Below are 25,950 nucleotides of genomic sequence, written 5' to 3' on the forward strand. Positions count from 1 at the left end.
AAAATGAAACAGGACGTGATTGAACTGGACGGCGCCATCGGCGGTGGGCAGGTGTTGCGCAGTGCGTTGAGTCTGTCGATGGTGACGGGTCAGGCGTTTCGCATTGAGCGGATTCGGGCCCGGCGCAGTCGTCCGGGCCTGTTGCGCCAGCATCTGACCGCCGTGATGGCGGCAGCGCAGGTCTGCGGTGCAAAGATCCAGGGAGCGGAACTGGGCTCGCAGACATTGAGCTTCGAGCCGGGACCGATTCGCGGCGGCGATTATCGCTTTGCCATTGGAACCGCCGGCAGTGGCACGCTGGTGTTGCAGACCTTGCTGCCCGCCTTGTTGCTGGCGCCGCAAGCCAGCCGCGTGCGGATCAGCGGCGGCACGCATAATCCGCTGGCACCACCGACCGATTTTCTCAGCCGCAGCTGGTTGCCGTTGCTGCGACGCATGGGCGCGGAGGTTGAACTGACGTTGCTGCGCCACGGGTTCGTACCGGCAGGGGGCGGTGAAATCGACGTCAGGGTGCAACCATCGAAATTGTCAGCACTGCACTTGTGTGAGCGCGGCTTGCCGCTTTCGCAACAGGCGTTTGCGCTGACGGCGGGACTGGCGCCGAGTGTCGGTATCCGCGAGCTCGAAAGGGTGGCCCAGCGATTGAACATGGCATCAGCGGAGTTGAACGCGGTCATCGTTGATCCGGCCTGTGGACCGGGCAATGTGTTGCTGCTGGAGTATGCGTTTGAACACGTCACCGAGGTTTTCAGCGCTTTCGGTCAAGCCTCACTGCGTTCGGAGAAGGTGGCGGACGCCGCGATCGATCAGGCGACCGATTGGTTGCACAGCGGTGCGGCGGTAGCGGAGCATCTGGCCGACCAGTTGCTGCTGCCGATGGTGCTGGCCGGAGGTGGCTCGTTTACCACGCCCAGGATGACCGAGCATTTGCACAGCAACATTTCGGTGATCAACCGTTTTGTACCGATCCACATCCAGTGCCAGGAAGAAGGCGCAGACCAGTTAAAGGTTGAAGTTCGCGCTCGGGAGCAATAGGCGGCAAATTGCTGGCCCCCGAAAGCTTTCAGTCCCGGCAAACTCGCCTTTTTTCAAAAGGTTAGGTGGGCTATATGCGGACGATTGTCATCACCGTAGCAACGCTTTCCCTCGCTCTGTTCGCGTTGGAGGCCCAGGCCAGGGAGCTGAGCAAGAGCCATCGTTTTGCGTGTACCTGGGGTTCGGAAATTGCCGCCGGTGCGCAACAATCGAAGCTTTCGGGCATTTCTCTTTATGGTGCGCGCAAGCGCTTGCAGGCGCGCAAGTTCCAGCAACCGTGGATGCGCATGACCGCCATGGGCATCACCGAGCAGACCTACGACAGCGCGTCGCGGCTCAAGCCGGCGGCCGTCAAGCAGACCTACTACGAACAGTGCGTTCGGCACGAGCTGGCCCAGCGTTGAATGACAGCGTCACTTGTCAGTTTCGCAATTGACCATCCACGACACGCCAAAGCGATCCACCAGCATGCCAAAACGTGCGGCCCAAAAGGTGGCTTCCAATGGCATGTCGACGCGACCGTCCCTGGCCAAGGCGTTAAACACCCGTTCGGCCTCGGCGATGCTGTCGACATTCAGGGAAATCGAGCAACCGCTCATGCCTTGGGTCGGGCGATCGGGCGTGGTGTCCGAAGCCATGAGCATCTGATCGCCGACTTTCAGGCAGGTGTGGATGATCAGGTTGTGGTGCTCTTTCGGTACATGTTCGGCGGCTGGGGTTTCGCCGAAGGTCATCATCGCTTCGAGCTTGCCTTGCAGGCATTGCTCGTAAAAGGTGAAGGCTGCGCGGCAGTCGCCGTTGAAGATCAGGTACGGGTTGATTTTCATGGTGGAGCTCCCGAATAGGCAGTGGAACGCCGCGCGGCCGGGTGTGCCGAAGCAGCGTCATGGATTGACTCCATCCAGCAAAGCGTTAGAACGCCGGATTGCCAGCCAATGCTGCAACAATTTCCTTTCCGGGTGACCGATGGTCGGCGAGGAGGGCGTCAGGAGTCGCGCGGGTTCTTCTGCACCGCAGCGCCCGCCACCCGAGCGGCAGGTCGGGTTTGCATCAGCGCATCGATCGCCTTGCGATAGTTCTGTCCGCCCAGCGCCATGCTGTTGTTGTGGGTTGCGCCGGGCACCAGCAGCAGGCGTTTCGGTTGCCGGGCGGCGGCGAACAGTTGCTCGCTGAAGCGTGACGGCACGAATGCGTCGGCCAGTCCGTGCACCACCAGCAACGGCATATGGATTTCGGCAATCTTGTCGATGGAGTCGAATTTCTGCGACAGCAACCAGCGCACCGGAAGAGAGGTGTTGGCCACGGCTGCCGCAACATCCGCCAGGGAGGTGAATGTGGATTCGATGACCAGCCCGCGCACCGGCAGTGGGGTGTGATTTCTGGCGGCATCGCGACCGAGCTCGGCAGCCAGGTCAATGGCGACCGCGCCGCCCAGCGAGTGCCCGTAGATCAGGCGTTTGTTCGGGTCGGGCTGCAACAGCTGGAAGCGTTCCCACGCCACCCTGGCATCCTCGTACACCGTGCTTTCCGACGGCAGGTCGCCGTGGCTCTGGCCGAAGCCGCGATAGTCGATGGCCAGTACCGAATAACCTGCTGCGCGCAATTGTTCGATACGAAACAGTTGCCCGGTGAGGTTCCAGCGCACGCCGTGCAGATAGAGGATGGCCGGTGCATCGGCACGCTCCGCCGGCCACCACCAGGCGTGAATGTTCTGCCCGGCCTTGAAGCTTTTCGGTTGCAGGTCGAGTTCCTGCACGCTGCCGGGCAATCCGTGATACCAGCCGGCGGTGCCCGGTTCGATGCGAAACAGCAGTTTGCGCTCGGTGTGTTCCAGCACGGCACAACTCGCCGGCACGCCGATGATCAGGGCGGCCATGCAGGCGAACGCCAGACGGCGGCGTCGAAGTCGGGTCATGAAGGCAAGGAACATTAAACGTTTCACCAAGGCGCGGACAAAGAACGCTTTTTACCAGATGCCTTGACCCGCGCGTGACATTTTCGACCACCGCACGCCTGCAACGATTACAAAATGCTGCAACGACTCAATCGATCTTCAGCACGATCTTGCCGATGTGGTCGCCCGCTTCCATGTGCGCATGGGCCAGGGCTGCGTCGGCGAGCGGGTAGACCTTGTCGATGATCGGCAGGCAACGCCCGGCAGCCAGCACCGGCCAGACGTGTTCGCGCAATTGATCGGCGATGGCGGCTTTTTCCGCCGAGGTACGGGCACGCAGGAGGGAACCGGTGACCACCGCACGCTTGCCGAGGATGGCCAGCAGATCGATGTCGTTGGCCCGCGCGCCGCCGAGGAAGCCGATCATTACCAACCGCCCATCCATTCCCAAGGCGCTGATGTTCCCGTTGAGGTACGAGCCGCCCATGATGTCGAGGATCACATTGACGCCCTGGCCGGCGGTTTTCTCGGCGATGACCGCCGCGAAATCCTGTTCCCGGTAGTTGATCGCTTCACCGCCCAGGTTACGGATCGCCGCGCATTTGTCGGCGCTGCCGGCGGTGGCGAAAGCTTCAATGCCAAACTCGCGGCACAGCATCAACGCGGTGGTGCCGATGCCGCTGGTGCCGCCGTGGATCAAGGCGCTCTGGCCACGGCTGGCGCCGCCGAGGCCGAACAGGTTGGCCCATACGGTGAAAAAGGTTTCCGGAATGGCCGCTGCCTGGATCCAGTTCAGCCCATCGGGGATCGGCAAGACCTGGCCCGCCGGAACCGTGCAGTATTCGGCGTAACCGCCGCCATTGGTCAGCGCACACACCCGGTCACCGACCGCGAATGTGCTGACACCGCCGCCGATCGCCACGACCTCGCCGGCCACTTCAAGGCCCGGAATCGGGTTCATGCCGGGCTTCATCGGGTATTTGCCGGCGCGTTGCAGGGCGTCCGGGCGATTGACGCCGGCGGCGTGCACGCGGATCAGCACTTCGCCTTCTGCGACGACCGGCAGCGGCACGCGTCGGGATTGCAGAACCTCGGGCCCACCCGGTTCGGTGATTTCGATTCGGGTCATTTCAGTGGGCAACGTCATTTTCGATTCCTCTTGAAAAAGTGATCAGTAGATGGGAACGCAGTCAGGGCGCAATGATTCCCGTCATTCGGCGCAGCAGCGTTGTTCGACGGAGGAGGGCAGCAATTTCATGGCGTGCTCAAGTATCAGCGCGATCACGATGGCAGCGCCGGCAATCACGAAGAGCAGCGCATGTTGTCCGCCCGTGGCGTTGAACAGCGCCGAATAGGCGAAGCCCGCCAGCGCCTGAAACGTTGCGAACGACACCGTGGCCCGGCTCCACGCCACCTGTTGGCGATGGTGATCCGGCACCAGCTCATGCACCCGGGCCAATGCCAGCGGGACAATGCCCGGCGGAAATGAACCAAGGATCACCGCCAGCAGCGCCAACGCCAGGAACGAATGCGAAACCGCCAGCAAACCCAGGGTGATCGCCTGCACCACCAGCACCAGACGAATGCCGGTGCGCGCGCCAAGATGATCGGCGAGAAAGCCATAACTCACCGGGCCGACGATGGCACCCAGACCGTACATGACCCAGATCAGCGCGCCGACGTGCGACCCGGCGCCCAGGCCACGGGCGACGTAATCCACCAGAAAGACCATGGCCGGCACCAGCCCGGCGGCCATGAACGCGTACTGGGCAAACAGCAGATAAACAGCAGTCGGTGTCGGCTCGACCGGTTCCACTTCAGCTGTGGTGGTGATTGCATGGGGCAGCTCCGAGGGCCAGCCGAACCAGCTCAACGCCGTCAGTGCCAATGACAAAGCGCCCAATCCCAGCCAGGTCGCCTGCAGGCCCAGCCCCAACAGCAGCGGAACAATCGTTCCCGAGCCGGCGATGCCCAGACCGATGCCGAGGAAAATCGCCCCACTGGCCAGGCCCTTGCGTGCGGCGGGTACATGGGGCAGTACGGTCGCGGCTACCAGCACCATGATCGCGCCGCCGGCGATTCCCGACAGCAGGCGCCAGCCGAAATACCAGCTCACCGACACGGGATAGGCACAGGCAAAAAACGCCACGGTCACCGCCAGCATCATCAGGCGCAGAGCGTTTCTCTGGGTGAGCCGGCGTGCCAGCGGTCGGCCGAGGAGGGCGCCGATCAGGTAACCGACCAGGTTGGCCGCGCCGAGATAGACCACATCATGGGCGGAAAACCACTGCGCCTGAATCAGTGAAGGGATAAGCGGTGTGTAGGCGAAACGCGCCAGACCGATGCTGACCAGGCTGGCGCAGAGTCCGGCGAAGATCGCCAGCCAGACACTTGTGTCCGGACGTTCGGGCGAAACAGTTGAAGTGTGCATGACGGCAATCCTTTGAAAGGTTTATGGCGCCCAGCATATCGGCTATCGTTGCTGCGTTAATGCAGCGAGTTTGCGTGATAGTGATGCGTTTATGCATCAATGGAGAACGCTATGAACTGGGATGATGCAAGGGTGTTTCTAGCGGTCTGCCGCGAGTCGACATTGCGCGGCGCCGCGCGTGTACTGGGCGTGGATCAGGCAACGGTCGGGCGCCGCATCACGGCACTGGAAAAGTCGCTGGGCGCGACCTTGTTCCTGCGCACCTCCGAGGGCTATGCACTGACGGCCGTCGGCGAAGCGGCGCTCAAGTCGGTGGAAAAAATGGAGTATTCGGCGCTGGAGCTGGAGCGGCGTATCCAGGGCCTGGATGATCGTCTGACCGGTAGCGTGCGGGTCAGCACCACCGATTCGCTGGCCATCGACTTCCTGATTCCGGCCATCGCGCAGTTGCACGAGCATCATCCGGACGTGCGCGTGCAACTGGACGCCTCTACGCAGATCCTTAGCCTGGCCAAACGTGAAGCGGACATCGCCGTGCGCAACACCCGTCCGGACAATCCGGACCTGATCGCCCGGCGCATCGCGCGTTGGCCGGTGGGATTGTTTGCCTCGCAGGCCTATGTCGACAGCCATGGCGTGCCGGCGCCGGGCAGTGCGTTCGAGGGCCATGATCTGGTGGTGTACCAGCCGTATCTGCAGGGCAACAAGGATCTGACCCTCGTGTCGGAGCCCATGACTCGCGGGCGGATCGTCGCCGGTCTGAGTTCCAGCCTGCTGGTACGCCGCTCGATTGCCGCCGGTCTGGGGGTAGGAGAAATCCCGGTCTACATGGGCGAGCGCGATGGTCTGGTCAGGTTGTGGCCGGAGCGCACGCGTCCGTTGCCTTATGAAGTGTGGCTGGTGACCCATGCGGATTTACGCCACACCGCGCGGGTCAGAGCGGTGATCGAACACATTGTCGAAGCGTTTGTGCTGGAAAACGAATAGTTGTTCTGCGAAAAAAACGGCCTTCATTGAAGGCCGTTTTCTGTGAGCGTTGAAACCGCTGCCTCATGGCATTTCCGGCAGTTCCTGCGGGCGCAGATCAAACACCAGGACTTCGGCATCCTGGCCATTGCTCAGGGTCAGCGCCTGTTCTTCACGAACCCGCACGCCGTCGCCTTCCTTCAACTGCACGCCGTTCAGTTCAACGCTGCCGCGAGCAACGTGCACATAGGCGTAGCGGTTGGCGGGCAGCGCGAGTGTCGCACTCTCCTGGCCATCGAACAGTCCGGCATACACCCGCGCATCCTGGCGCACTTTCAGCGAGCCGTGGCTGCCTTCGGGCGAAATGATCAGTTGCAGGCGGCCGCGTTTTTTCTGTTCGCTGAAGTGCTCTTGCTGGTAGCGCGGTTTGGCGCCGCTGACATCCGGCACGATCCAGATCTGCAGGAAGTGCACAGGCTTGCTCGCCGAGTGGTTGAACTCGCTGTGAGCCACGCCGCTGCCGGCGCTCATCAGTTGCACATCGCCTGGGCGGATCACCGAACCGGTGCCGAGGGTGTCCTTGTGTTCCAGAGCGCCTTCGAGCACATAGGAGAAAATCTCCATGTCACGGTGCGGGTGCTGGCCGAAGCCCTTGCCGGCGGCGACGCGGTCATCGTTGATCACCAGCAGGTCGGAGAAACCCTGTTCACGCGGGTCACGGTAGCTGGCGAAGGAAAAGGTGTGGAACGACTTCAACCAGCCATGATTGGCAAGACCACGGTCGGAAGCTTTACGAAGGGTCAGCATGATGAAATCTCCTTTCAGGACGTTGATTCGTCCGAGTGAGGAGAAGGTTACTGGTTACCCTGCGATGCAATAAGTAGATGAAAACTGAAATACTGTCCCGTTCTGGTTGACAGTTGTGTGCACTGGATCACGCATTCTTTTCCAACGTTTTCACCGTATCTGGCCATAATGCGCAGACTTATGACTTTGCTTGGATTTTGGTGATGCCCACATGAAGACCGTGGCAATGGTGCTGTTTCCGGATTTTCTGCTGCTCGACATGGCCGGGCCGCTGGAAGTCTTTTCGGTTGCCAACCGCTACCTGAAACCGCAAGACCACTATCACCTGACCACCCTGGGCACCGAGCGCGGGCCGTTGCGTGCGTCCAACGGTGTTCTCGTACACACCGATCGGCATATCGACGACGCCGATGAGCGCTATGACTTGCTGCTGGTGCCGGGCGGCCCCGGCGCCTACAACGAAAAACACCCGCCGCTGCTCGCCTGGCTGCAAGGTGCGGTGACGCGTGCCGGGCAGTACGGTTCGATCTGTACCGGCGCTTTCGTGCTTGGCCATGCCGGGTTGCTCGATGGCTATCGTGTGACTACCCACTGGAATTACACCGAACGCTTGATCAAGGGCTTTCCGAAGGCAAACGTCGCGACCGACCAGATTTTTATTGAGGATCGCAACCTGATCACCTCCGGAGGTGTCACGGCCGGTATCGATATGGCATTGGCGGTGGTCGCTCGCGATCATGGCAAAAAGATTGCCCAGGACGTGGCCAAGGTGCTGCTGGTTGTCATGAAGCGCCAGGGCGGGCAAGCGCAGTTCAGCCCGTTGATGGCAGCGGTGGCGCCCCAGGAAACGCCGATTACCCGGGTGCAGAATCATGTGCTGGAACACCTGGAGGAAGCTTTCACCGTCGAGCGCATGGCAGGGCTTGCGAACATGAGTGCACGGCATTTTGCCCGGGTGTTCGCTCGCGAGGTCAACATGACGCCCATGGAATTCCTGCAAAGCGCGCGCATCGATTGCGCGCGAAATCTGCTGGAAACCAGCGATCTGCCGCTGAAAACCGTGGCCTACAAAAGCGGTTTCGGCAGCGTGCGGCACATGCGGTTTCTGTTCGGCGAAAAGCTCGGGCTGACCCCCACGCAGTATCGCGAACAGTTCAGCTAGAGCGGTTCTGTCCGTTACGGGCATCCGGATGTCCGTGCTGGACCCCGCGTGGTGGTTGTACCGTCATCGAGGCCTGCGAAGATAACGGACATGAACAGCCTCGACGAATTGAACTCGGCGTCGGTCCTGCGTTTCGGGCCGTACGCGTTCCATTTGCGCCAGCGGCTGATCCTCGAAGGGGATCGGCAATTGCGCATGGGCGGGCGTGCGCTGGACATTCTGCAAGTGCTGGTCGAGCGCGCCGGCCAAGTGGTCAGCAAAGAGCAATTGATCGCGCTGGTGTGGCCGACCTCGGTGGTCGAGGAGATCAACCTGCGGGTGCACATCGCCGCGCTGCGCCGGGCCCTTGGCGACGGCGAAAAAGGCCAGCGCTACATCGTCAATGTGCCGCAACGCGGGTACAGCTTCGTGGCACCGGTGCAGGGCGACAGCGCCGCCCACGTGGTGTTCGAAAACCTGCAAGCGCCCCAACACAATTTGCCCGCACGACTGTCGCCGGTCACCGGGCGCGATTCACTGGTCGGCGGTCTGGTGCGGCAACTGCCGCTGTCCCGGCTCATGACGGTGACGGGGCCTGCCGGTGTCGGCAAAAGCACCGTGGCACTGCGCGCAGCGGAGCTGTTGCTGCAACATTTCCGTGACGGCGTGTGGCAGGTGGATCTGTCGCGGGTCGGCGATGACATCCCGCTCCTCGATCACCTGCTCAAAACCCTCGGCACTGATTTCCCCACATTGGCGGCGCGCCACGCCTTGCTGGTGCTGGACAATTGCGAACACCTGCACGCAGCCTGCCGGAACCTGTTGCAAACATTGCTCGACGCTGCGCCCCGTCTGTCGATTCTTGCCACCAGCCGAGAACCGTTGAACCTGGGTCTGGAAGTCCTCCAGCCACTGTCGCCCCTGACCCTTCCCAAAGCCTCGGCGCTCAACAGTGTCGATGAAGTCATGGGTTATTCGGCGGTGCAGCTGTTTGTCAGTCGCGCTCGCGCGCGTCAACACGGCTTCAGTCTGCGTGGACAGGATCTGGAAACGCTGCGCGATATCTGTCGGCGGCTCGACGGTCTGCCGCTGGCGATCGAACTGGCAGCGGCACAGATCGATGCCTTGGCGCTGGTCGGCCTTCAGACGCAACTGGATCAAGGCCTGCAAGCCCTGAGTCACGGTCGCCGCACCGCCGTGCCACGCCATCAGTCGATGAAAGCCGCGCTGGACTGGAGCTATCAGCGCTTGAGCGAGCACGAACAACGCGTGCTGCAACGCTTGTCGGTGTTCAAGATGGCTTTCACTCTCGACGCCGCCATCGGCGTGATCAGTTGCGCGCAACTGCCACCCTCGACGCTGGTGGCCGTGGTTGAGCAGTTGGCGGTCAAATCGTTACTGACATCGGACCGATCCAGCGGAACGCTGCGCTATCGAATGCTCAACACCACGCGCCGCTATGCCCGCGAACAGCTGGAGCAGGGCGGCGAACTGAGTGATGTCGAGCGTCGGCACGCGCGCTACCTGGGCCGCACCCGACCGGCCTCAAGCGGCCGACTGAGCGCGCAGTTCGTCGAGCAGTAGACGTACCTTGCGCAAATCCGGGGTGGCATAACCTTCGGTGAAGCGCTGATAGATCGGTGTCAGCAATTGGAGCGCCTCACGATAACGCGACTGGCGTTGCCACAACTGCGCCAGCGAAGTCGCGCTGCGCAGTTCCCAAGCCAGGGCGCCTTGTGTCCGCGCAATCTCAAGCGATTGCTGCAAGGCGCTTTCGACCGTGTGATGGCAGGGCGATTCAGCTGCCAGCAATCGCTCGGCGCGAGCCCGCAAGATCTCCGCAGTACTCCAGCCCGCCGCACCACTTTGTGCTCGTTCGAGCAACGCATCATCAACGAAACCCGGATCCAGCGTGACCATGATTTCCCTGACCAGACCGCTGTCGGCCGGCGGGATGGCGGGGGCCTTGTCGGCGTCGATCACCTGCGCGTAGTGCCGCGCCCAGGTGTAGAACAGCAGCACCGAATGCTTCTGCGCCTGTTCGAGCAGCAGTTGCAGCAACGCGCGGGCGTTCTGAACGTCGCCGTTGTAATGGGCGATCAGGCACGAGGCGAGTGCCAGGGTGTAGCAGATCGAGGTGCCGTGGTTGATCTGCACCGCGATGTCCAGTGCCTGCCGCGCCGTGCGCCAGGCCCGCTCGGGAAAACCTTGCAACCACAACACCCGGGCGAGGACGGTCAGCGAGGCGACGCTCTGGTCGTATTGCACGCCGAAACCGTGAGTGAAGCGGTTGAGGTGGCCGCTGTGGGCCATGCGCTGAATGACCTGTTCGGCGTGGATTCGCGCCTGATGCTGATCGCCGGCGTAATGCAGCGCGAGCACCCGCAAGCGGTGGGTACTCAGGGACAGCTGCGCATCGCCGTGCACCCCGAGGCTTTCGAATTGCTCGCTCTGCTCCAGCGCCATCTGGTAATGCCCGCAACTGAGATTGACCGCCATGTGCCCCGACACCGCGCGCAACTGGCCGGCCATGTCATCGTGCCGTTGCGCCAACTGGCGAGCGCTGACGAAGGCTTCGATGGTTTCCGGTGTGCCGCCCCAGGTGTGGTAGCAGGCGCTGCCGAGGGCCAGTTTCAAGGCGATTTCCAGGCGCGGGCAGGGCTCGTCGGATGACGCCAGCAACGCCAGTGCCCGACGCACATGAACGCCGTACTCCTTGAGCAGGGACAGTTCCTGCCACAACGGTGCCGAGGTCGCCGTCAGGCTTACGCCGAGCGCGCGCGAGCCTTCGTCATTCAGCGTCCACTCAAGCGCCGCGCGCAGGTCTTCAAGGCCACGGGCGTAACGCTCGATCCAGACGTCGGTCGCCGTGTTCTCCCAATCGGCCTGAGCCTGATGCATCAGCGCCAGGCTGCGTTCGGCATGGCGTTCGCGGGTTTCGCCGAGTTCGGCGGCCTGGTCGAGTTTTTCCAGCGCATAGCGGCGAGTGGTGTCGAGCAGACGATAGAACACCTCTTCATCGCCGACTTCGACGTTGAGCAGCGACTTGGCGACCAGTTGCGTGATCGAGGCAAACACTTCGTTCGATTCGATGTGCTGACCGACGATAACCGCCGCGGCAGATTCCAGCGTGAACGCGCCACGGAACACGCCGAGTCGGCGCAGCCCGGTCTGTTCGCAGGCGTTGAGCAGGTTGAAGCTCCAGTCCAGCGTAGCGCGCAGGGTTTCATGCCGGCCGAGGTGAGTCTGATGGCCCGCCGGCAAACGTCCCTGAAGCTGGCTCAGCAAACCCTCCAGCCCAAGACCCGCCACCTGCGCAGCGGCCAGTTCCAGTGCCAGGGGGATGCCGTCCAGCCGCCGACAGATGTCGATGATCAAGGGCAGGTCGGCGTTGCCCGGCTCAAAGTGTTCGTGGGCCGCCATCGCCCGTTCGACGAACAACTGCAGCGCCGAAAATCCCATCGCCTGATCGCGGTCGAGCACCGCAATCGGTGGCGGACAATCGAGAGATTCCAGACGTTGCACATACTCGCCCTCGGCGCGCAGGCTTTCGCGGCTGGTGGCCAGAATATGTACCTGCGGCGCGCCACGCAGAATGCTTTCACTGAGCAGCGCGACGGCGTCGATCAAGTGCTCGCAGTTATCGATCACCAGCAGCATCTGCCGCTCGCGCAGGCTGCTGATCAGGCACGCCATCGGCTCGCTGTCATGCAGCGAAAGATCCAGCAGGGTGGCGAGGTGCGAGCAGATCGAGCGGGGATCGTTGAGCGGTGCCAGATCCAGCAACCGAATACCGTCGCGATAACGGCCGATCAACTGTTCGGCGACACGCAGGGCCACGGTGGTCTTGCCGATGCCGCCGGGGCCGACCAGGGTGATGCAGCGCTGGCGCGGCAGTTGCGTCATCAGGCTGTCGACCACCGACTGGCGCCCGATCATCCGCGTGCGCCGCAATGGCAGGTTATGTCGACCGAGGTGGGCGGCGGGGCGTTGTTCGATGGATTGCAGCACGACCGGCGCGACGAAACTGTAACCACGCTGCGCCACGGTGACGATGTAGCGCTGCCCGGCCTGACCGTCACCGAGCGCCTTGCGCAGTGCGGCCATGTGCACCCGCAGGTTGATGTCTTCCACCACGCTGTCCGGCCAGACCCCGGCGATCAACTGCTGCTTGCTCACCACCTCGCCGGCGTGGGCCAGCAGGATCAGCAGAATGTCCATGGCGCGGCGGCCCAGGCGCAAAGGCTGGTCGCCTTCAAGCACCAGCCGCTGGCCGGGGTGGATCCGATAGGGGCCGAAACCGATGGCCTGATTCGGGGAAAGACTCAACCGCTCACTCCTTCGACGTTTTTTATGATCCTGGTCCGCCTCGGTGAAGAGTCCGTGACGGGCAGGGCGGATGGCGACTTGAGGGGCATGCAAGCCGTCTGATCCGCAGTATCCGGGCATATTCCTCAGGATTTGGCGCCAGCGCAACTTGCGCGCAAGGCTTGGGCCTTCGCATCGCTCGGCATTCAGTACCGTCACCACTGTATTCAAGGGCCGGAACCCGTGGCGGTTTGCCCGACAGCCGGGAAAAATTAACAACGATTAACTCGTCCGCGCCCGCTTCAGAGCCAAAACTCCGGGGCAAAGGAATGCATACGTCCGGAGGACGCTGCGATGAGCAAGGTAGTGGTGGTCTATCACAGTGGCTACGGGCATACCCGCGTCATTGCCCAGGCTGTGGCCCAAGGTGTGGAACGCCACCTGGGCAGCACCTGCCTGTTGCTGGCCGTGGAAGACGTGGAAGCCCACTGGGATGACTTGCACCGCGCCGACGCCATCATTTTCGGCGCGCCGACCTACATGGGCAGCGCGTCGGCGGCGTTCAAGCAATTCATGGAGGCCACGGCCTCGTTCTATCTCGCCCGGCCGTGGCGCGACAAGCTCGCAGCGGGCTTCACCAATTCCGGCAGCCTGTGCGGCGACAAGCTCAATACTTTGCTGCAAATGGCGGTGTTTGCGGCTCAGCATTCGATGATCTGGGTCGGGCTCGATCTGTTGCCGGCGCGTGCGTGCGAAGGTGTGTTCGACGGCCAATTGAATCGCCTCGGCAGCTCCCTCGGTGCGATGTCCCAATCCTGTGTCGAACAACCGCCCGAACAGGCACCTCCCTTGGAAGACCAACAAACCGCCGCGCACCTGGGCGAGCGGGTGGCGCGACTGGCGCAGCGGATGGCTCGCGGATGAAACCGCTTCAGCGGTTTTTCATGACCTGACAACGCCACGCAAACGGATTGATCCCTTCGCTGCGGGTGAAGATGTGGCAGAAGTGCGCCTGATCGCAGAAGCCGCATTCCAGGCTGATCTGCGTGAGGCTGTGGTTGGTCTGCTGGATCAACAGCTTGGCACGGGCAATGCGCTGGGTACGGATCCAGTCTTGCGGCGAGTACCCGGTGCTGCACTTGAACGCCCGGGAAAAATGACTGCGTGACAGTGAGCAGGCGCTGGCCAGCTCGGTGACTTCAAGGCTGTCGCCGAGGCGTTCGAGGATCAGTTGTTTCACCAGGCGTTCCCGTTGCGGGCTGAGGCCGCCGGTGCTGGTCTTGCGGGGTTCGCTGGCAGGGGCGCGGGCGACGGTTTGCTGTAAGTGAGCCATGGCCTAGGTCCGTGTCGGGGGGGAACGCACGGTCAGCGCTTTCCCTCAGGTCAAAAAAACAACGCTGCGCAGAGGGATTCATTGTTTGGTGAAGGGCGAGTGCTGACGAGTTAAACGTTGTTAATTCCACTGTCGGCTGCAACTCAGCACACCGTTGCAAGTGGCCATGACGGGAACCGGGCAGGATGGCGAAGATTGGGGGCGGGCCATAAGGGGCCGCAGAATCGGGCTCGGGCGAGAGGATGCATATGAAAGGTTTGTTCAACGGCGTAATCGGCATGGCGGTGGTCGGTGTGATGTCCAGCGCCATGGCGCAGGCACCGCAGGTCGGCACGCAGGCGCCGGGTTATTTCCGGCTGGCACTGGGCGATTACGAGGTGACGGCGTTGTTCGACGGCTACAACGACTTGTCGCCGAAGCTGCTGCAGGGCATGAGCCAAAGCCAGATTCGCGCGCTGCTGGCCCGTCGCTCGATTGAAACGCCGGGCGTGCAGACTGCGTTCAATGCGTTCCTGGTCAACACCGGCAAACAATTGATTCTGGTGGATACCGGCGCGGGCCAGTGCATCGGCGCCACTGCCGGCCAGCTCTCGGCGAACATGCAGGCAGCGGGTTACAAGCCTGAGCAGGTCGACGCGATTCTGCTTACGCACCTGCACCTGGATCACGTCTGTGGGCTGGTTGACGGCCAGCAACGGCCGATCTTTGCCAAGGCCACGGTTTACGCCGCCAAGGCCGAAGCCGATTATTGGCTCGATCCGCAGGCCGAGGCCAAGGCGCCAGCCGGTGCCCGGGAGTTTTTCAAGATCGCCCAGGACTCCACTGCGCCTTACGTGGCGGCCGGGCGCTTCAAAACGTTCGCAGAGGGCCAGTCGCCTTTGCCGGGTGTGGTCGAAGCGACACTGGAAGCCGGGCACACGCCGGGCAGCACCACCTACCGCTTCACTTCGCAGAACCAGAGCATCGTGTTCATGGGCGACCTGGTGCACAACCTGGCGGTGCAGTTCGATCATCCTGACGTGTCGATCCGCTTCGACGTCAACGGTCAGCAAGCGATCAAGAGTCGTAACGCCGTGTTCAGTGCAGCGGCGGCCAGCAAGACCTGGGTCACGGCTGCGCACTTGCCGTTTCCGGGCATTGGCCACATCACGGCGGTCGACAAGCACTTCCAGTGGGTACCGGTTGAATACGGCCCCTACAAACGCGCGGCCAAAGTGCCGCTGATCGAGTAAAGTGCGCAGCTCCCACGTCAGGCTCAAACAAGGAAAACGTGCCCCATGAACCGTAACGATCTGCGTCGCGTCGACATGAACCTGCTGGTGATTTTCGAAGCGCTGATGTTCGAAAAGAACCTGACCCGCGTCGCTGAAAAACTGTTCATGGGTCAACCGGCGGTGAGCGCGGCGCTGGGGCGTCTGCGCGATCTGTTCGATGATCCGCTGTTGCTGCGCAATGGCCGGGGCATGGAGCCGACGGCGCGGGCGCTGGCGATTCTCCAGGAACTGCAACCGGCGATGGACGTGATTTCCGGCGCGGTCAGCCGGGCCAAGGAGTTCGATCCGGCGACCAGTTGCGACGTGTTTCGCATCGGCTTGTCGGACGATGCCGAATTCGGTCTGTTTCCACCGCTGCTGCGCCAGTTGCAGGAAGAGGCGCCGGGGATTGTCGTGGTGGTACGTCGCGCCAATTACCTGCTGATGCCGGGGTTGCTGGCATCGGGAGAAATTTCTGTCGGCGTGAGCTACACCACCGATCTGCCGGCCAACGCCAAGCGCAAGAAACTGCGCGACATTCCCTGCAAGGTCCTGCGTGGCGACAATCGTCCGGGCCCGCTCACGCTTGACGAGTATTGCGAGCGCCCGCACGCGATGGTGTCGTTCTCCGGAGACCTGAGTGGCAATATCGATATGGACCTGGCCAAGGTCGGCCGCAGCCGCCGCGTGGTGCTCGGTGTGCCGCAGTTCAGCGGCTTGCGCGCGCTGCTGGCCGGCACCGAGATGATCGCGACCGTGCCGGATTATGCTGCGTGTGCGTTGGTCGAAGGGTGTGCGTTGCGGGCTGAAGATCCGCCGTTCCCGATTGATGCGGCGCAACTGTCGATGGCGTGGAGCGGGGTGCATGACAACGATCCGGCGGAGAAATGGCTGCGTTCGCGGATCAGTCAGTTCATGTCGGTGACGCTGGATATTCCGGCGGTTTAGTGCGGTGTTGAAAGGTGTTTATGGTTACGTCCGGTAAGCCACAACGCCTTGCGCCTTTGCCTACGTGTACGCCAGAATCCGCCGGCTTGTGCGCCTTGGGGGCGGATTCTATTGTTTGCCGGTCGCTGAAAAACAGCGATCGGGTTTAGCAGCCCGGATCTACTCTAGACGCACAATGCCGTTCGTTCGTGATCAGGCTCACGCCTGACCGTTCACGTTATGGCGGCTTTGCGTGGGGCACTTCGGTGCGCCGGGTTCTAGAGTCCTGGTCTGCTAACCCGCGTACGGCCGCCACCTTATCGCCCCCGGCATCGACAGCGAAGAACTGCTGGCCGACGCCTGCGAAACCCTGACCTCGGCCAAGGTCATGGCCAATGACTTCGCCGGGCTGGTGGACGGCTCGCATCGGCATGTGCTGCCTGGGATTGCGCAGTTGATTATGCTCGGTGAGCTGGCGGTGAATCGGGTGCTGGATACCCTTGAGGTGGCGGCTGATCCGGTTGCCTGATTCGGTATTGATAAAACGGCCTGCGGGCCGTTTTTGTAACTGGTCAAAACCTGCCACCTCGGCAAATCACCGCATTGACCATTCGTCGCTACTGTCAAAGTTGACAGTAGCGACGTTCCTCTCGATTGGCGTTCGATGGCACATGCCCGCTGCACTTGAAGCTGTACAGGCTTATCCAGTGAAGGAGTATGTGCCATGACGAAGATCTACTACTGCGAAACACCTGGCGGAACTGAAATCAAGGATGGTGGAGAAACTACGTCCAGAAAAGTATTGTTGAGCGTCGATGACGGGCCGCCCAATAGCGGGTGGGAAATGGTCCACAACATGGGCTATGCAAAGCCATTCCAGCTCAACTCCAGCGGAGCGGAAACAGTGCATATGGAAAACCTGGTTCCTGGAGAGAATCTTTTCCAGGTACGTGAACATTCCAGTGCGTCGCCGATATCGCAGTGGGTGGTGAACGTGAAGGAGGTGACGGCCGAGCTGACGATTGATCCAACCCCCATGACCCTCGACCAACACTCGTTCTTCAACTCCTATGGCTGGCTCTACATCCCTCAGAATGAAAGCAGCGCGACGCGTCCTGCGAGCGGTGGCGTTCTCCCCTATCAATACGCTTCAAGTAATCAGGATGTCGCTACCGTCGACGGATATGGCAAGGTGATCGCCCGCAGGAACGGTACGGTAACCATCACCGTGACGGACGCCGCGGGCAGCAGCGTTTTTTATATCGTTCGGGTATTCAACGTTTACCAGACTATTGTCAATAACGGGGTGTTAACAGCCGATGAGGCAAGGACGTGGACGGTTAGTGTGGGTGGCAATGTTGATAGCACCGTTGAAACTCTACAGATCACCCATTTGGCCAATTGGGCTCGCGATGTCTTCGATAACCGTCTCTATCCAGATCCGCTAAGTGAGCGATTTACTCAGATCCAGCCACTGGGCATGTTGTTTCGACAATGGGCTGGCACAAGTTTAGGAGGGTCCTATTGGCCATGGGGCAGCCCTCAGCGGATGAGAGTCATCACCTCCGTCCCCACCTGACAGGGTTTTCCCAAAAAGAGCACACCCACCCAATTTCTCCTCCGATCAACCATTGCACTACTCCCTGGAAAAGGGGACGTGGAAAAGGGGACGCATTTATTTGACGGGGTTGGTGGACGGCTCGCATCGGCGTGTGCTGCTGGGGATTGCGCAATTGATCATGTTGGGGGAACTGGCCGTGAATCGGGCGCTGGATAACCTGGACGTGGCGGCTGATACGGCTGGTTGATCCGGTAGCGATAAAACGGCCTGCGGGCCTTTTTTGCGACTGGTCAAAACCTGCCACCTCGGCAAACCACGGCATTGACCACTCGTCGCTACTGTCAAAGTTGACAGTAGCGACACTCCTCTCGATTGGCGTTCGATGGCACATCCACCGGTCAAGCAGTTGCCGCGAACCCCACGAAGGAGACTTTTCCATGGACATCCAGTCACCAAGCTTTGGCGCCACGAGTTTTCCCGGCGGAACCCCCGTCAACGATGGCGATAACATTCAATTCACGGACATTGAACTGTTCAGCAGCGATGGAACGGCTTTTCGCACCTACCAGATACTCGATAACGGTGTCGTTGTACGCGGAGGCGGATTTAATGGCTCTGGTGCATTTCGCGAGCTGTTCTTGAGCCTGGCTTCGGGACCACATCACTTCGAATTGCGCGAGCACGCCAGTGCGTTACCTACTTCCGAATTGCGGTTCACCGTCAACGGTGTATTGAAGTCGCCACAAGTCGATGAGGCTGAGGCGAACAACAACGTGCTGGACTTGGTTGCGTTGGGTTCGAATGACGCAACGCTTCGTGCGGGGGACTGGCCGGGAATCGAAGTGGGGCAACAAGTCTGGCTGAACTTTACGGGCTTCAAATCAGACGGAACGATGCATAACCTGACGTTCTGGAAGGGTGGAACTCACAAGACCAATGCGACGTGGATCAGTCAGGGTTACTGGATCAAGCCACTCAGTAACGGCTATCTGGCAGATCTTGGTAATGGCACCACGCTGACACTCACATTCAAGGTATCAATGGACAAGAGTGGCGAGGAAAGTACCGCCACACTGTTCCCTGAAACGGTTTATACGATCAGGACCGAAAGGCTGGAGATTGATCGCACGCCCATGATCCTCAACGGTATGGCCGTTTTTTCAAGGTACGGATGGGCGGACAGCCATCGGGATTTTCCCGGCAACACACAGAGCCGGTTGCCGAGCAATGGCACTGCGCCTTACACCTTTGTTTCAAAAAACACTGCCATTGCGACGGTCGATAGTTCAGGCAAGGTTCAGGGCAAGGCAAACGGCGTGACCATGATTGAAATCCAGGACGCGACAGGCGCTACGGCCAGCTATCCCGTCGAAGTCAGTCAAGTCTTTGAACTGGTCCACAATGGCGCGACAGTTTCAGTACCTGCGGCGGTCGCCTGGATGTCCTCGATAGGCGGATCACCACTGACTTCGGCAGTCTGGAACCTTATGGTCTTCAAATACCCCAACTATCAAAGTTACTGCCCGCTGTTTTACCACGTAAGCAACATCATCAGTTGGGCAAAAGGTTGGGGCTGGTGGTCATGTCAGCCACAAGGCAGCGGGCAGGAAATCGCCGGGTATGCGCAAAGTAGTCATGGCGGGAATCAAGGGCCGGGGTTGTACGCCCAAGTGGGCGCTGCTACAGCCACGGCAATGTGTATTCGGCCATTGAACGGTTAGGGCGCTCGAACGGAGCAGGCACTCTTGTTGAATAGTGTTTAAGGCTATGTCCGCAAAGCCACGCAACCTTGCGCCTTTGCCTACGTGTACGCCAGAATCCGCCGGCTTGTGCGCCTTGTAGCCGGGTCTTATCGTTTCCGGGTCACTGATGAATCAGCGACCGGATTTGACCGTCCGACTCAATCAAGGCGCGCCAGTACCCCCAGACCAGACTCAGATTTTTTCTGAATCCCGGTTTCGCGGTGGCTGTGCGTGGGAACGATCACGGTTCCGGCCCTGAACACGCCAAAGAGAGCACACCCATCCAATTTCCCCCCGGTCAATCGTTGCACCATTGCCTGCAATGATTGATCAAGGGTGGGCCCATGAACGCTGTACAACGCAATGACCAGGCGCAAGATCTCGGCCTGCTGTTCCTGCGGGTCGCCAGCGGACTGTTTCTGCTGTTCGTCCACGGCTTGCCCAAGCTGCTGGACTTCACCGCACAGCTGCAACTGATCGAAGATCCGTTCCACCTCGGTACCCACCTCACTTTGATTCTGGCGATCTTCGCCGAAGTCCTCTGTCCGCTGCTGATCGTCGCCGGGGTGCTGGCGCGTCTGGCGTGCTTGCCTATTCTCTTTGTGCTGCTAGTGGCGCTGCTGCTTGTGCATCCGCAATGGAGTGTGGCCGAAGGGCAGTTCGGCTGGTTGCTGTTGATCCTCTTCACCACTGTTCTGATCGCCGGGCCCGGACGGCTGGCGCTCAATGTTCGTTTGCCCGGAGTACTCCGTTATGCCTGATGCCCAGACCCTGAAAAAACCGGGACCCGAAGAAACCGTGACGCTGATCGTCAAGCACCGGGTCAAGGCCGGATTTGAAGCGCCTTACGAAGCCTGGCTGCGCAACATCGTCAGCGTGGCGGGGCGCGAAGAAGGGCACTTGGGCGTGGACGTGATGCGCAGCCAGCAGGGCGGGCTCGCACTGTTCACCTGCGTGCTGCGTTATTGCTCGACCGAGGCGATGCAGCGCTGGCTGGACTCACCGCAGCGTCAGAAACTGATCGACGAAGCCGCGCCGATGCTCGCCGACGGCGACCAGACCGAAGTCAATGCGGCCAACGAATTCTGGTTCACGCCGCTGGCCGAGGCCGGCTCACCGCCACCGCGCTGGAAGCAGGCTGTAGTGACGCTGCTGGTGATCCTGCCGCACACCTTGCTGGTGCCGCTGATCTGGGGGCCGCTGCTGCAACTCAATGCCTTTCTCTCCAACTACGTGGTCGCCACGTTCCTGATCACCCTGACCATCGTGGTGTCGGTGGTCTACGTGTTCATGCCGCCCGTGACCCGTCTGTTCGCGCCGTGGCTGGAAGCCGGTCAGTCACACAAACACCTCGAATCCAACGCCAACCCGCCGCGCTGAGCCGGCGGGTTCGCTCCGTTTCACTTATCTCGAAGGAACTGCGATGAACGCCGATCTGATTCTGTTCAATGGCCAATTTCATACGGTAGACCGCGAAAAACCCCTCGCCAGTGCCGTGGCGATCAAGGACGGTCGTTTCGTCGCCGTCGGTAACGATGCCGAGGCGATGGCCCTCAAGGGCGCCGGCACTCAAGTGGTCGACCTCAAGGGCCGCTGCGTGATTCCCGGCCTCAACGACTCGCACTTGCACCTGATCCGTGGTGGCTTGAACTACAACCTCGAACTGCGCTGGGAAGGTGTGCCGTCGCTGGCCGATGCGCTGCGCATGCTCAAGGATCAGGCCGACCGCACGCCAACGCCGCAATGGGTGCGCGTGGTCGGTGGCTGGAACGAATTCCAGTTCGCCGAAAAACGCATGCCGACCCTCGAAGAAATCAACCAGGCCGCACCGGACACTCCGGTGTTCATCCTGCACCTGTATGACCGTGCGTTGCTCAACCGCGCCGCGTTGCGCGTGGCCGGCTACACCCGCGACACGCCGAACCCGCCGGGCGGCGAGATCGTGCGCGATGCCAACGGCAACCCGACCGGCATGCTGGTGGCGCGGCCGAACGCGATGATTCTGTACTCGACGCTGGCCAAGGGGCCGAAGCTGCCGCTGGAATATCAGGTCAACTCGACCCGCCAGTTCATGCGCGAACTCAATCGCCTCGGCCTGACCAGCGCCATCGATGCCGGCGGCGGTTTCCAGAACTACCCGGACGATTATCAGGTGATCGAACAACTGGCCAAAGACGACCAGCTGACCGTGCGCATCGCCTACAACCTGTTCACCCAGAAGCCGAAAGAAGAGCTGACCGACTTCCAGAACTGGACCGGCAGCGTCAAGTTGCATCAGGGTGATGACTTCCTGCGTCACAACGGCGCCGGCGAGATGCTGGTGTTTTCGGCAGCCGACTTCGAAGACTTCCTCGAACCGCGCCCGGACCTGCCGCAGACCATGGAACAGGAACTGGAGCCGGTGGTGCGCCACCTGGTCGAACAGCGCTGGCCGTTCCGTCTGCACGCCACTTACAACGAATCGATCAGCCGCATGCTCGACGTGTTCGAGAAGGTCAACCGCGACATTCCGTTCAACGGTCTGCCGTGGTTCTTCGATCACGCTGAAACCATCACCCCGCAGAACATCGAGCGGGTGAAAGCGCTGGGCGGCGGCATCGCGATTCAGGATCGCATGGCGTTCCAGGGCGAATACTTCGTTGACCGTTACGGCAAACAAGCCGCCGAAGCCACGCCGCCGATCAAACGCATGCTCGCCGAAGGCGTGCCGGTCGGCGCGGGCACCGATGCCACCCGCGTGTCGAGCTACAACCCGTGGACTTCGCTGTACTGGATGGTCAGCGGTCGCACCGTTGGCGGTCTGGCGCTGTACGAAGAAGGGTTGCCACGCAGCACCGCGCTGGAACTGTTCACCCATGGCAGTGCCTGGTTCTCGTCCGAACAGGGCAAGAAGGGCCAGATCAAGGTCGGGCAACTGGCGGACCTGGCAGCGCTGAGCGCGGACTTCTTCAGTGTCGAGGAAGAAGCGATCAAGTGGATCGAGTCGGTCATGACCGTGGTTGGCGGCAAGATTGTGTACGCCGCTGGCGACTTCGAAGACCTCGGCCCACGTTCACTGCCGGTGCTGCCGGACTGGTCGCCGGTGGTGAAAGTCCCTGGCCACTGGCGCCCGAACTCGCCATTGCAGGCCCAGGTGCACCAGTGCAGCGGCCCGTGCGCGGTGCATACCCACAGCCATGAAAAAGCACGGATGTCGAATGCGCCGGTCAGCGATTTCGCCGGTTTCTGGGGCGCGTTCGGCTGCTCCTGCTTCGCGTTCTGATCCTTTTGAAAAAGCGCCGCTCTGTGTGAGTGGCGCTCCCCGCAACAACCATCCATCGAGGAGTTTCACATGAGCAACGTTCCTTACAGCCGCCTGAACAAAGACGATGCCGTTGTGCTGTTGGTCGACCACCAGACCGGTCTGATCTCGCTGGTACAGGATTTCTCGCCGAACGAGTTCAAGAACAACGTGCTGGCACTGGGCGACATCGCCAAGTTTTTCAACCTGCCAACCATCCTCACCACCAGCTTCGATTCCGGCCCGAACGGCCCGATCGTGCCTGAGCTGAAAGAGCAATTCCCGGACGCGCCGTTCATTGCCCGTCCTGGCCAGATCAACGCCTGGGACAACGAAGATTTCGTCAAGGCCATCAAGGCTACCGGCCGCAAGCAACTGATCATCGCCGGTGTGGTGACTGACGTCTGCGTGGCGTTCCCGACCCTGTCGGCCATTGCCGAAGGTTTTGAAGTGTTCGTGGTCACCGACGCTTCCGGCACCTTCAACACCACCGTGCAACAAGCAGCGTGGGCGCGCATGTCGGCTGCCGGTGCACACCTGCTGAACTGGTTCGCTGTGGCTTGTGAGCTGCAAGTCGACTGGCGCAATGACATGGAAGGCCTGGCGAATCTGCTGTCGCAGCGTCTGCCTAACTACCGCAACCTGATCAACAGCTATACCAAGTTCACTGCCAAGTAATTGGTAGAAAGAGAGATGCCCGCTGAAGAGCGGGCATTTTTTCGTCTGTAGCAAAGGGCTCAGCGCTTCTGCAACCACCCCAAAAACCCACCCTTGCGAACCGGCACAGGCTTGGCCATCAACGCCAACCGACTGTTCTGCTGCCGTACCGCCTGCAACTTGTTCAACGCGCGACCCACTTCGCTGCGCTGCTCCATGCACTGGCGGGTCAGGTTCTTGTCGAGGCGATAAATGATCGAAGACGTCAGCGCGGTAAACGTCGCCTGCGAAGGCGTGTCGGCCAGAATGCTCTGTTCGCCCATGACCTCGCTCGGCCCCATGCGCCCGGCCTCGGTGAAGCCGTTGCCGTCCGGCACGCTGGCGCTGACCACGCCGGTGGCGATCACGAACAGGCTGTCCGGGACTTCCTCCAGATTGAGCACTACCTGCCCGGCGCTGTACTGCTGCGCGACCATCGATTCGGCGAGGCGATCGCGTTCCTCATGGCTCAGCGAGCGGAAGATTTTCACTTCATCGAGCAACGCGCGAGCGCGGGTCGAAGGTTCGATCACGCCATCCGGGTGCCGCGAGATGCCGGCGGCTTCGAGGTGGCGGTGGGCGAGGTCGAACAATTGATTGCGCACGTCGCTTTTCTTGCCCAGTTCGGCGATGAAACCGCTGGCCACGTATTCCGACATTTCTTCGCCGGCCTCTTTCAGTACGGCTTTCGGCGCAGGCGACAGCAACAGGCTGCTGCTGCCTTGCAGCGTGCGGTCGAGGGCGTCGAGCACCCGGCGCGGGCGGATGTGGTTCGGCACCTTGATGCTGATCGACACGCCGTGCAGGTTGTTCGGCCGGCTGAGGTTGACGATCTTGGCCTTGGCCGCCACCGAGTTCGGCACCACGGCCAGAGTGCCGCTGCTGGACAGCAGGTGCGTGGCGCGCCAGTTGATGTCGAGCACCTTGCCCTCGACGCCGTCGATGACCACCAGATCATCCACCTGATACGGCTTGGTGGTGTTGAGCACGATGCCGGAAAACACGTCGGCCAAGGTGCTTTGCAGCGCGAGACCGATGACGATCGCCACCACGCCGGAGGTCGCAAGCAGGCCTTTGACCGGCAGATCCAGCACATAACCGGCCGCCGCGACGATGGCCGCCAGAAACACCAGCGCACCGATCACGTCCTGCAACAGCCGGCCGCTGTGGCCGATGCGACGCATCAGGATCAGGCCGATAACTTCGGTCAGCACCCGCGCGGCGTACAGCCACCAGAGAATCCCCAGCGCTGTCGCCCCGAGTTGCGCTACCGGGTCATCGGCAAACAACGGTGCCTGCAACGGGCTGACGCCGGCGTTGATGGCCAGCGCGCTGAATGCCAGAAACAGCACCAGCCGCACACCGACCCGCGGGGCACGGTGTTTGAACGGCGCCAGATGCCAGAGCAAGGCGTCGAGCGCCAGCAGCAGGGCGCTCCAGGACAGCAGATGGGCAGAAAAAAGGCTCATGAGTCGAACTCCGGCGGGCACAAAAGAAAAAGCCACACCCGAAGGTGTGGCGAGGGGTTGCACTCAGTTCAGATGGGTCTTGAGTTCTGCCGCTGCCTGGCGCACGGCGGCTTTGACTTCAGGAATCCCGTTCAGCGGGTTGAGCAGACCGAAGTCATGAATCATCCCGTTGTAACGCACCGAGGTCACCGGCACGCCGGCCGCGTCGAGGTGGCGGGCGTAGCCTTCGCCTTCGTCACGCAGCACGTCGAACTCGGCGGTCTGCACCAGCGCGGCGGGCAGGCCCTTGAGCTGTTCGGTGCTGGCGTTGAGCGGCGAGGCATGGATCTGTGCACGCTCGGCCGGGTTGGTGGTGTAGTTGTCCCAGAACCACTGCATCATGCCCTTGGTCAGGAAGTGGCCCTCGGCGAATTGCTGGTACGAGCCGTTATCGAACCCGGCGTTGGTCACCGGCCACATCAGCAACTGGAAGCGCAGGGCCGGGGTCTTCTGTTCCTTGGCCATCAACGCCACGACCGCAGCCATGTTGCCGCCGACGCTGTTGCCGGCCACCGCCAGACGCTTGCCGTCGACACCGATTTGCTTGCCGTGCTCGGCCACCCATTTGGTTGCCGCGTAAGCCTGATTGATCGCAGTCGGGTACTGCGCTTCCGGCGACGGCGTGTAGTCGACATACACCGCGACCGCGCCAGAACCCACCACCAGATCACGAATCAGGCGTTGGTGCGTCGGGAAGTCGCCCAGCACCCAGCCGCCACCGTGGAAGAACATGAACACCGGCAACTCGCCTTTGACCTTGGCCGGACGCACCACTTTCAGATTGATCGTCTGGCCGTCGACCTTGATCGCCTTGTCGCTGACTTCAACGCCGGACAGATCAACCTTCACCGAAGCCTGGGCGCCGGTCAGCACCGCACGGGCGTCTTTCGGGCTCAATTGCTCGAGCGGTTTGCCACCGCCGGCGGCGAGGGCGTCGAGGAAGGCCTGGGTGGTGTGTTCGACGCCAGTGCTTTCAGCGGCGAAGGCGTTGCCGATGGACAGGGCGAGGAGGGAAGTGGCGAGGGTTTTCTTGATGTTCATGTGCAATTCCTTTTTAAGTCGTTTGAG

The 25,950-nt window shown here is 61.4% G+C and carries 23 protein-coding genes and 2 pseudogenes; 16 read left to right on the plus strand and 9 right to left on the minus strand.

The window, feature by feature from the left end; translation table 11 throughout:
* Positions 1–3: 3 nt before the first annotated feature.
* Positions 4–1,035 carry an RNA 3'-terminal phosphate cyclase gene (rtcA, locus tag K3819_RS11100; protein WP_221399296.1) on the plus strand — a complete coding sequence of 344 codons (1,032 nt, stop codon included), beginning with the start codon at positions 4–6 and terminating at the stop codon, positions 1,033–1,035.
* A gap of 74 nt (positions 1,036–1,109) precedes the next feature.
* Positions 1,110–1,439: a hypothetical protein gene (locus K3819_RS11105; protein WP_064595090.1), complete on the plus strand. Its 330-nt coding sequence runs from the start codon at positions 1,110–1,112 to the stop codon at positions 1,437–1,439.
* A 9-nt stretch (positions 1,440–1,448) separates the two neighbouring features.
* Here K3819_RS11105 and K3819_RS11110 read toward each other — a convergent pair whose 3' ends face one another.
* The 4 genes from K3819_RS11110 to K3819_RS11125 all read right to left on the minus strand — a co-directional run bounded on the left by K3819_RS11110 (position 1,449) and on the right by K3819_RS11125 (position 5,360).
* Positions 1,449–1,862, minus strand: coding sequence for a VOC family protein (locus tag K3819_RS11110; protein WP_064378880.1), 414 nt, complete (start codon positions 1,860–1,862; stop codon positions 1,449–1,451).
* A 158-nt stretch (positions 1,863–2,020) separates the two neighbouring features.
* Positions 2,021–2,965, minus strand: a complete 945-nt coding sequence (locus K3819_RS11115; RefSeq protein ID WP_039771538.1) for an alpha/beta hydrolase — start codon at positions 2,963–2,965, stop codon at positions 2,021–2,023.
* Between the two features lie 112 nt (positions 2,966–3,077).
* The gene (locus K3819_RS11120) at positions 3,078–4,076 is read right to left on the minus strand and encodes an NAD(P)H-quinone oxidoreductase (RefSeq protein ID WP_221399297.1); all 999 of its coding nucleotides are present in this window, start codon (positions 4,074–4,076) and stop codon (positions 3,078–3,080) included.
* 63 nt (positions 4,077–4,139) lie between these two features.
* Positions 4,140–5,360 (minus strand): YbfB/YjiJ family MFS transporter, encoded by a 1,221-nt coding sequence (locus tag K3819_RS11125; protein ID WP_221399298.1) that lies wholly within the window; start codon positions 5,358–5,360, stop codon positions 4,140–4,142.
* A gap of 111 nt (positions 5,361–5,471) precedes the next feature.
* Between K3819_RS11125 and K3819_RS11130 the strand changes: the two genes are divergently transcribed.
* Positions 5,472–6,347 carry a LysR family transcriptional regulator gene (locus K3819_RS11130; protein WP_221399299.1) on the plus strand — a complete coding sequence of 292 codons (876 nt, stop codon included), beginning with the start codon at positions 5,472–5,474 and terminating at the stop codon, positions 6,345–6,347.
* 63 nt (positions 6,348–6,410) lie between these two features.
* On the opposite strand, the gene K3819_RS11135 is transcribed toward K3819_RS11130, so the two are convergent.
* Positions 6,411–7,133, minus strand: a complete 723-nt coding sequence (locus tag K3819_RS11135; protein WP_085612781.1) for a pirin family protein — start codon at positions 7,131–7,133, stop codon at positions 6,411–6,413.
* A gap of 211 nt (positions 7,134–7,344) precedes the next feature.
* Between K3819_RS11135 and K3819_RS11140 the strand changes: the two genes are divergently transcribed.
* Positions 7,345–8,295: a GlxA family transcriptional regulator gene (locus tag K3819_RS11140; protein ID WP_221399300.1), complete on the plus strand. Its 951-nt coding sequence runs from the start codon at positions 7,345–7,347 to the stop codon at positions 8,293–8,295.
* A gap of 90 nt (positions 8,296–8,385) precedes the next feature.
* Positions 8,386–9,858: a winged helix-turn-helix domain-containing protein gene (locus K3819_RS11145; RefSeq protein WP_221399301.1), complete on the plus strand. Its 1,473-nt coding sequence runs from the start codon at positions 8,386–8,388 to the stop codon at positions 9,856–9,858.
* Here K3819_RS11145 and K3819_RS11150 read toward each other — a convergent pair.
* Positions 9,820–12,603, minus strand: a complete 2,784-nt coding sequence (locus tag K3819_RS11150) for a winged helix-turn-helix domain-containing protein (RefSeq protein ID WP_221399302.1) — start codon at positions 12,601–12,603, stop codon at positions 9,820–9,822. The genes K3819_RS11145 and K3819_RS11150 overlap by 39 nt on opposite strands.
* Positions 12,604–12,936: 333 nt before the next feature.
* Here K3819_RS11150 and K3819_RS11155 point away from each other — a divergent pair, with 333 nt between their 5' ends.
* A complete protein-coding gene (locus K3819_RS11155; RefSeq protein WP_039771521.1) occupies positions 12,937–13,506 on the plus strand; it encodes a flavodoxin family protein in 570 nt (189 codons plus the stop codon).
* 7 nt (positions 13,507–13,513) lie between these two features.
* Here the strand turns inward: K3819_RS11155 and K3819_RS11160 are convergent, their stop codons facing one another.
* On the minus strand, positions 13,514–13,915 hold the full coding sequence (locus tag K3819_RS11160; RefSeq protein WP_064595111.1) for a helix-turn-helix domain-containing protein: 402 nt from the start codon (positions 13,913–13,915) through the stop codon (positions 13,514–13,516).
* A 248-nt stretch (positions 13,916–14,163) separates the two neighbouring features.
* Between K3819_RS11160 and K3819_RS11165 the strand changes: the two genes are divergently transcribed.
* From K3819_RS11165 to ycaC, 10 genes and pseudogenes are all read left to right on the plus strand, one after another.
* Positions 14,164–15,147 (plus strand): MBL fold metallo-hydrolase, encoded by a 984-nt coding sequence (locus K3819_RS11165; protein WP_221399303.1) that lies wholly within the window; start codon positions 14,164–14,166, stop codon positions 15,145–15,147.
* A gap of 45 nt (positions 15,148–15,192) precedes the next feature.
* The gene (locus K3819_RS11170) at positions 15,193–16,116 is read left to right on the plus strand and encodes a LysR family transcriptional regulator (RefSeq protein WP_011333412.1); all 924 of its coding nucleotides are present in this window, start codon (positions 15,193–15,195) and stop codon (positions 16,114–16,116) included.
* A 289-nt stretch (positions 16,117–16,405) separates the two neighbouring features.
* Positions 16,406–16,624, plus strand: a pseudogene (locus tag K3819_RS11175) (DUF6124 family protein); the annotation flags it as partial.
* Positions 16,625–16,819: 195 nt separating this feature from the next.
* A complete protein-coding gene (locus tag K3819_RS11180; protein WP_221399304.1) occupies positions 16,820–17,674 on the plus strand; it encodes an Ig-like domain-containing protein in 855 nt (284 codons plus the stop codon).
* A gap of 106 nt (positions 17,675–17,780) precedes the next feature.
* A pseudogene (locus K3819_RS29420) lies at positions 17,781–17,903 on the plus strand (DUF6124 family protein); the annotation flags it as partial.
* A gap of 190 nt (positions 17,904–18,093) precedes the next feature.
* Complete coding sequence (locus tag K3819_RS11185; RefSeq protein WP_085612772.1) at positions 18,094–19,377, plus strand: hypothetical protein; 1,284 nt, start codon at positions 18,094–18,096, stop codon at positions 19,375–19,377.
* Between the two features lie 365 nt (positions 19,378–19,742).
* Positions 19,743–20,159 (plus strand): DoxX family protein, encoded by a 417-nt coding sequence (locus K3819_RS11190; protein WP_085612771.1) that lies wholly within the window; start codon positions 19,743–19,745, stop codon positions 20,157–20,159.
* Complete coding sequence (locus tag K3819_RS11195) at positions 20,152–20,778, plus strand: antibiotic biosynthesis monooxygenase (RefSeq protein WP_085612770.1); 627 nt, start codon at positions 20,152–20,154, stop codon at positions 20,776–20,778. Before K3819_RS11190 ends, K3819_RS11195 begins: the two co-directional genes overlap by 8 nt.
* 43 nt (positions 20,779–20,821) lie before the next feature.
* A complete protein-coding gene (locus K3819_RS11200) occupies positions 20,822–22,660 on the plus strand; it encodes an amidohydrolase (protein ID WP_163974546.1) in 1,839 nt (612 codons plus the stop codon).
* Between the two features lie 69 nt (positions 22,661–22,729).
* Positions 22,730–23,356 carry an isochorismate family cysteine hydrolase YcaC gene (gene ycaC, locus K3819_RS11205; protein WP_085612768.1) on the plus strand — a complete coding sequence of 209 codons (627 nt, stop codon included), beginning with the start codon at positions 22,730–22,732 and terminating at the stop codon, positions 23,354–23,356.
* A gap of 59 nt (positions 23,357–23,415) precedes the next feature.
* Here the strand turns inward: ycaC and K3819_RS11210 are convergent, their stop codons facing one another.
* On the minus strand, positions 23,416–24,843 hold the full coding sequence (locus K3819_RS11210; RefSeq protein WP_221399305.1) for a mechanosensitive ion channel domain-containing protein: 1,428 nt from the start codon (positions 24,841–24,843) through the stop codon (positions 23,416–23,418).
* Positions 24,844–24,906: 63 nt separating this feature from the next.
* Positions 24,907–25,923: an alpha/beta hydrolase gene (locus K3819_RS11215; RefSeq protein ID WP_085612767.1), complete on the minus strand. Its 1,017-nt coding sequence runs from the start codon at positions 25,921–25,923 to the stop codon at positions 24,907–24,909.
* Positions 25,924–25,950: the final 27 nt, after the last annotated feature.

Source organism: Pseudomonas sp. 3-2 (genome assembly GCF_019710535.1).
GTDB classification, from domain to species: domain Bacteria; phylum Pseudomonadota; class Gammaproteobacteria; order Pseudomonadales; family Pseudomonadaceae; genus Aquipseudomonas; species Aquipseudomonas pharyngis.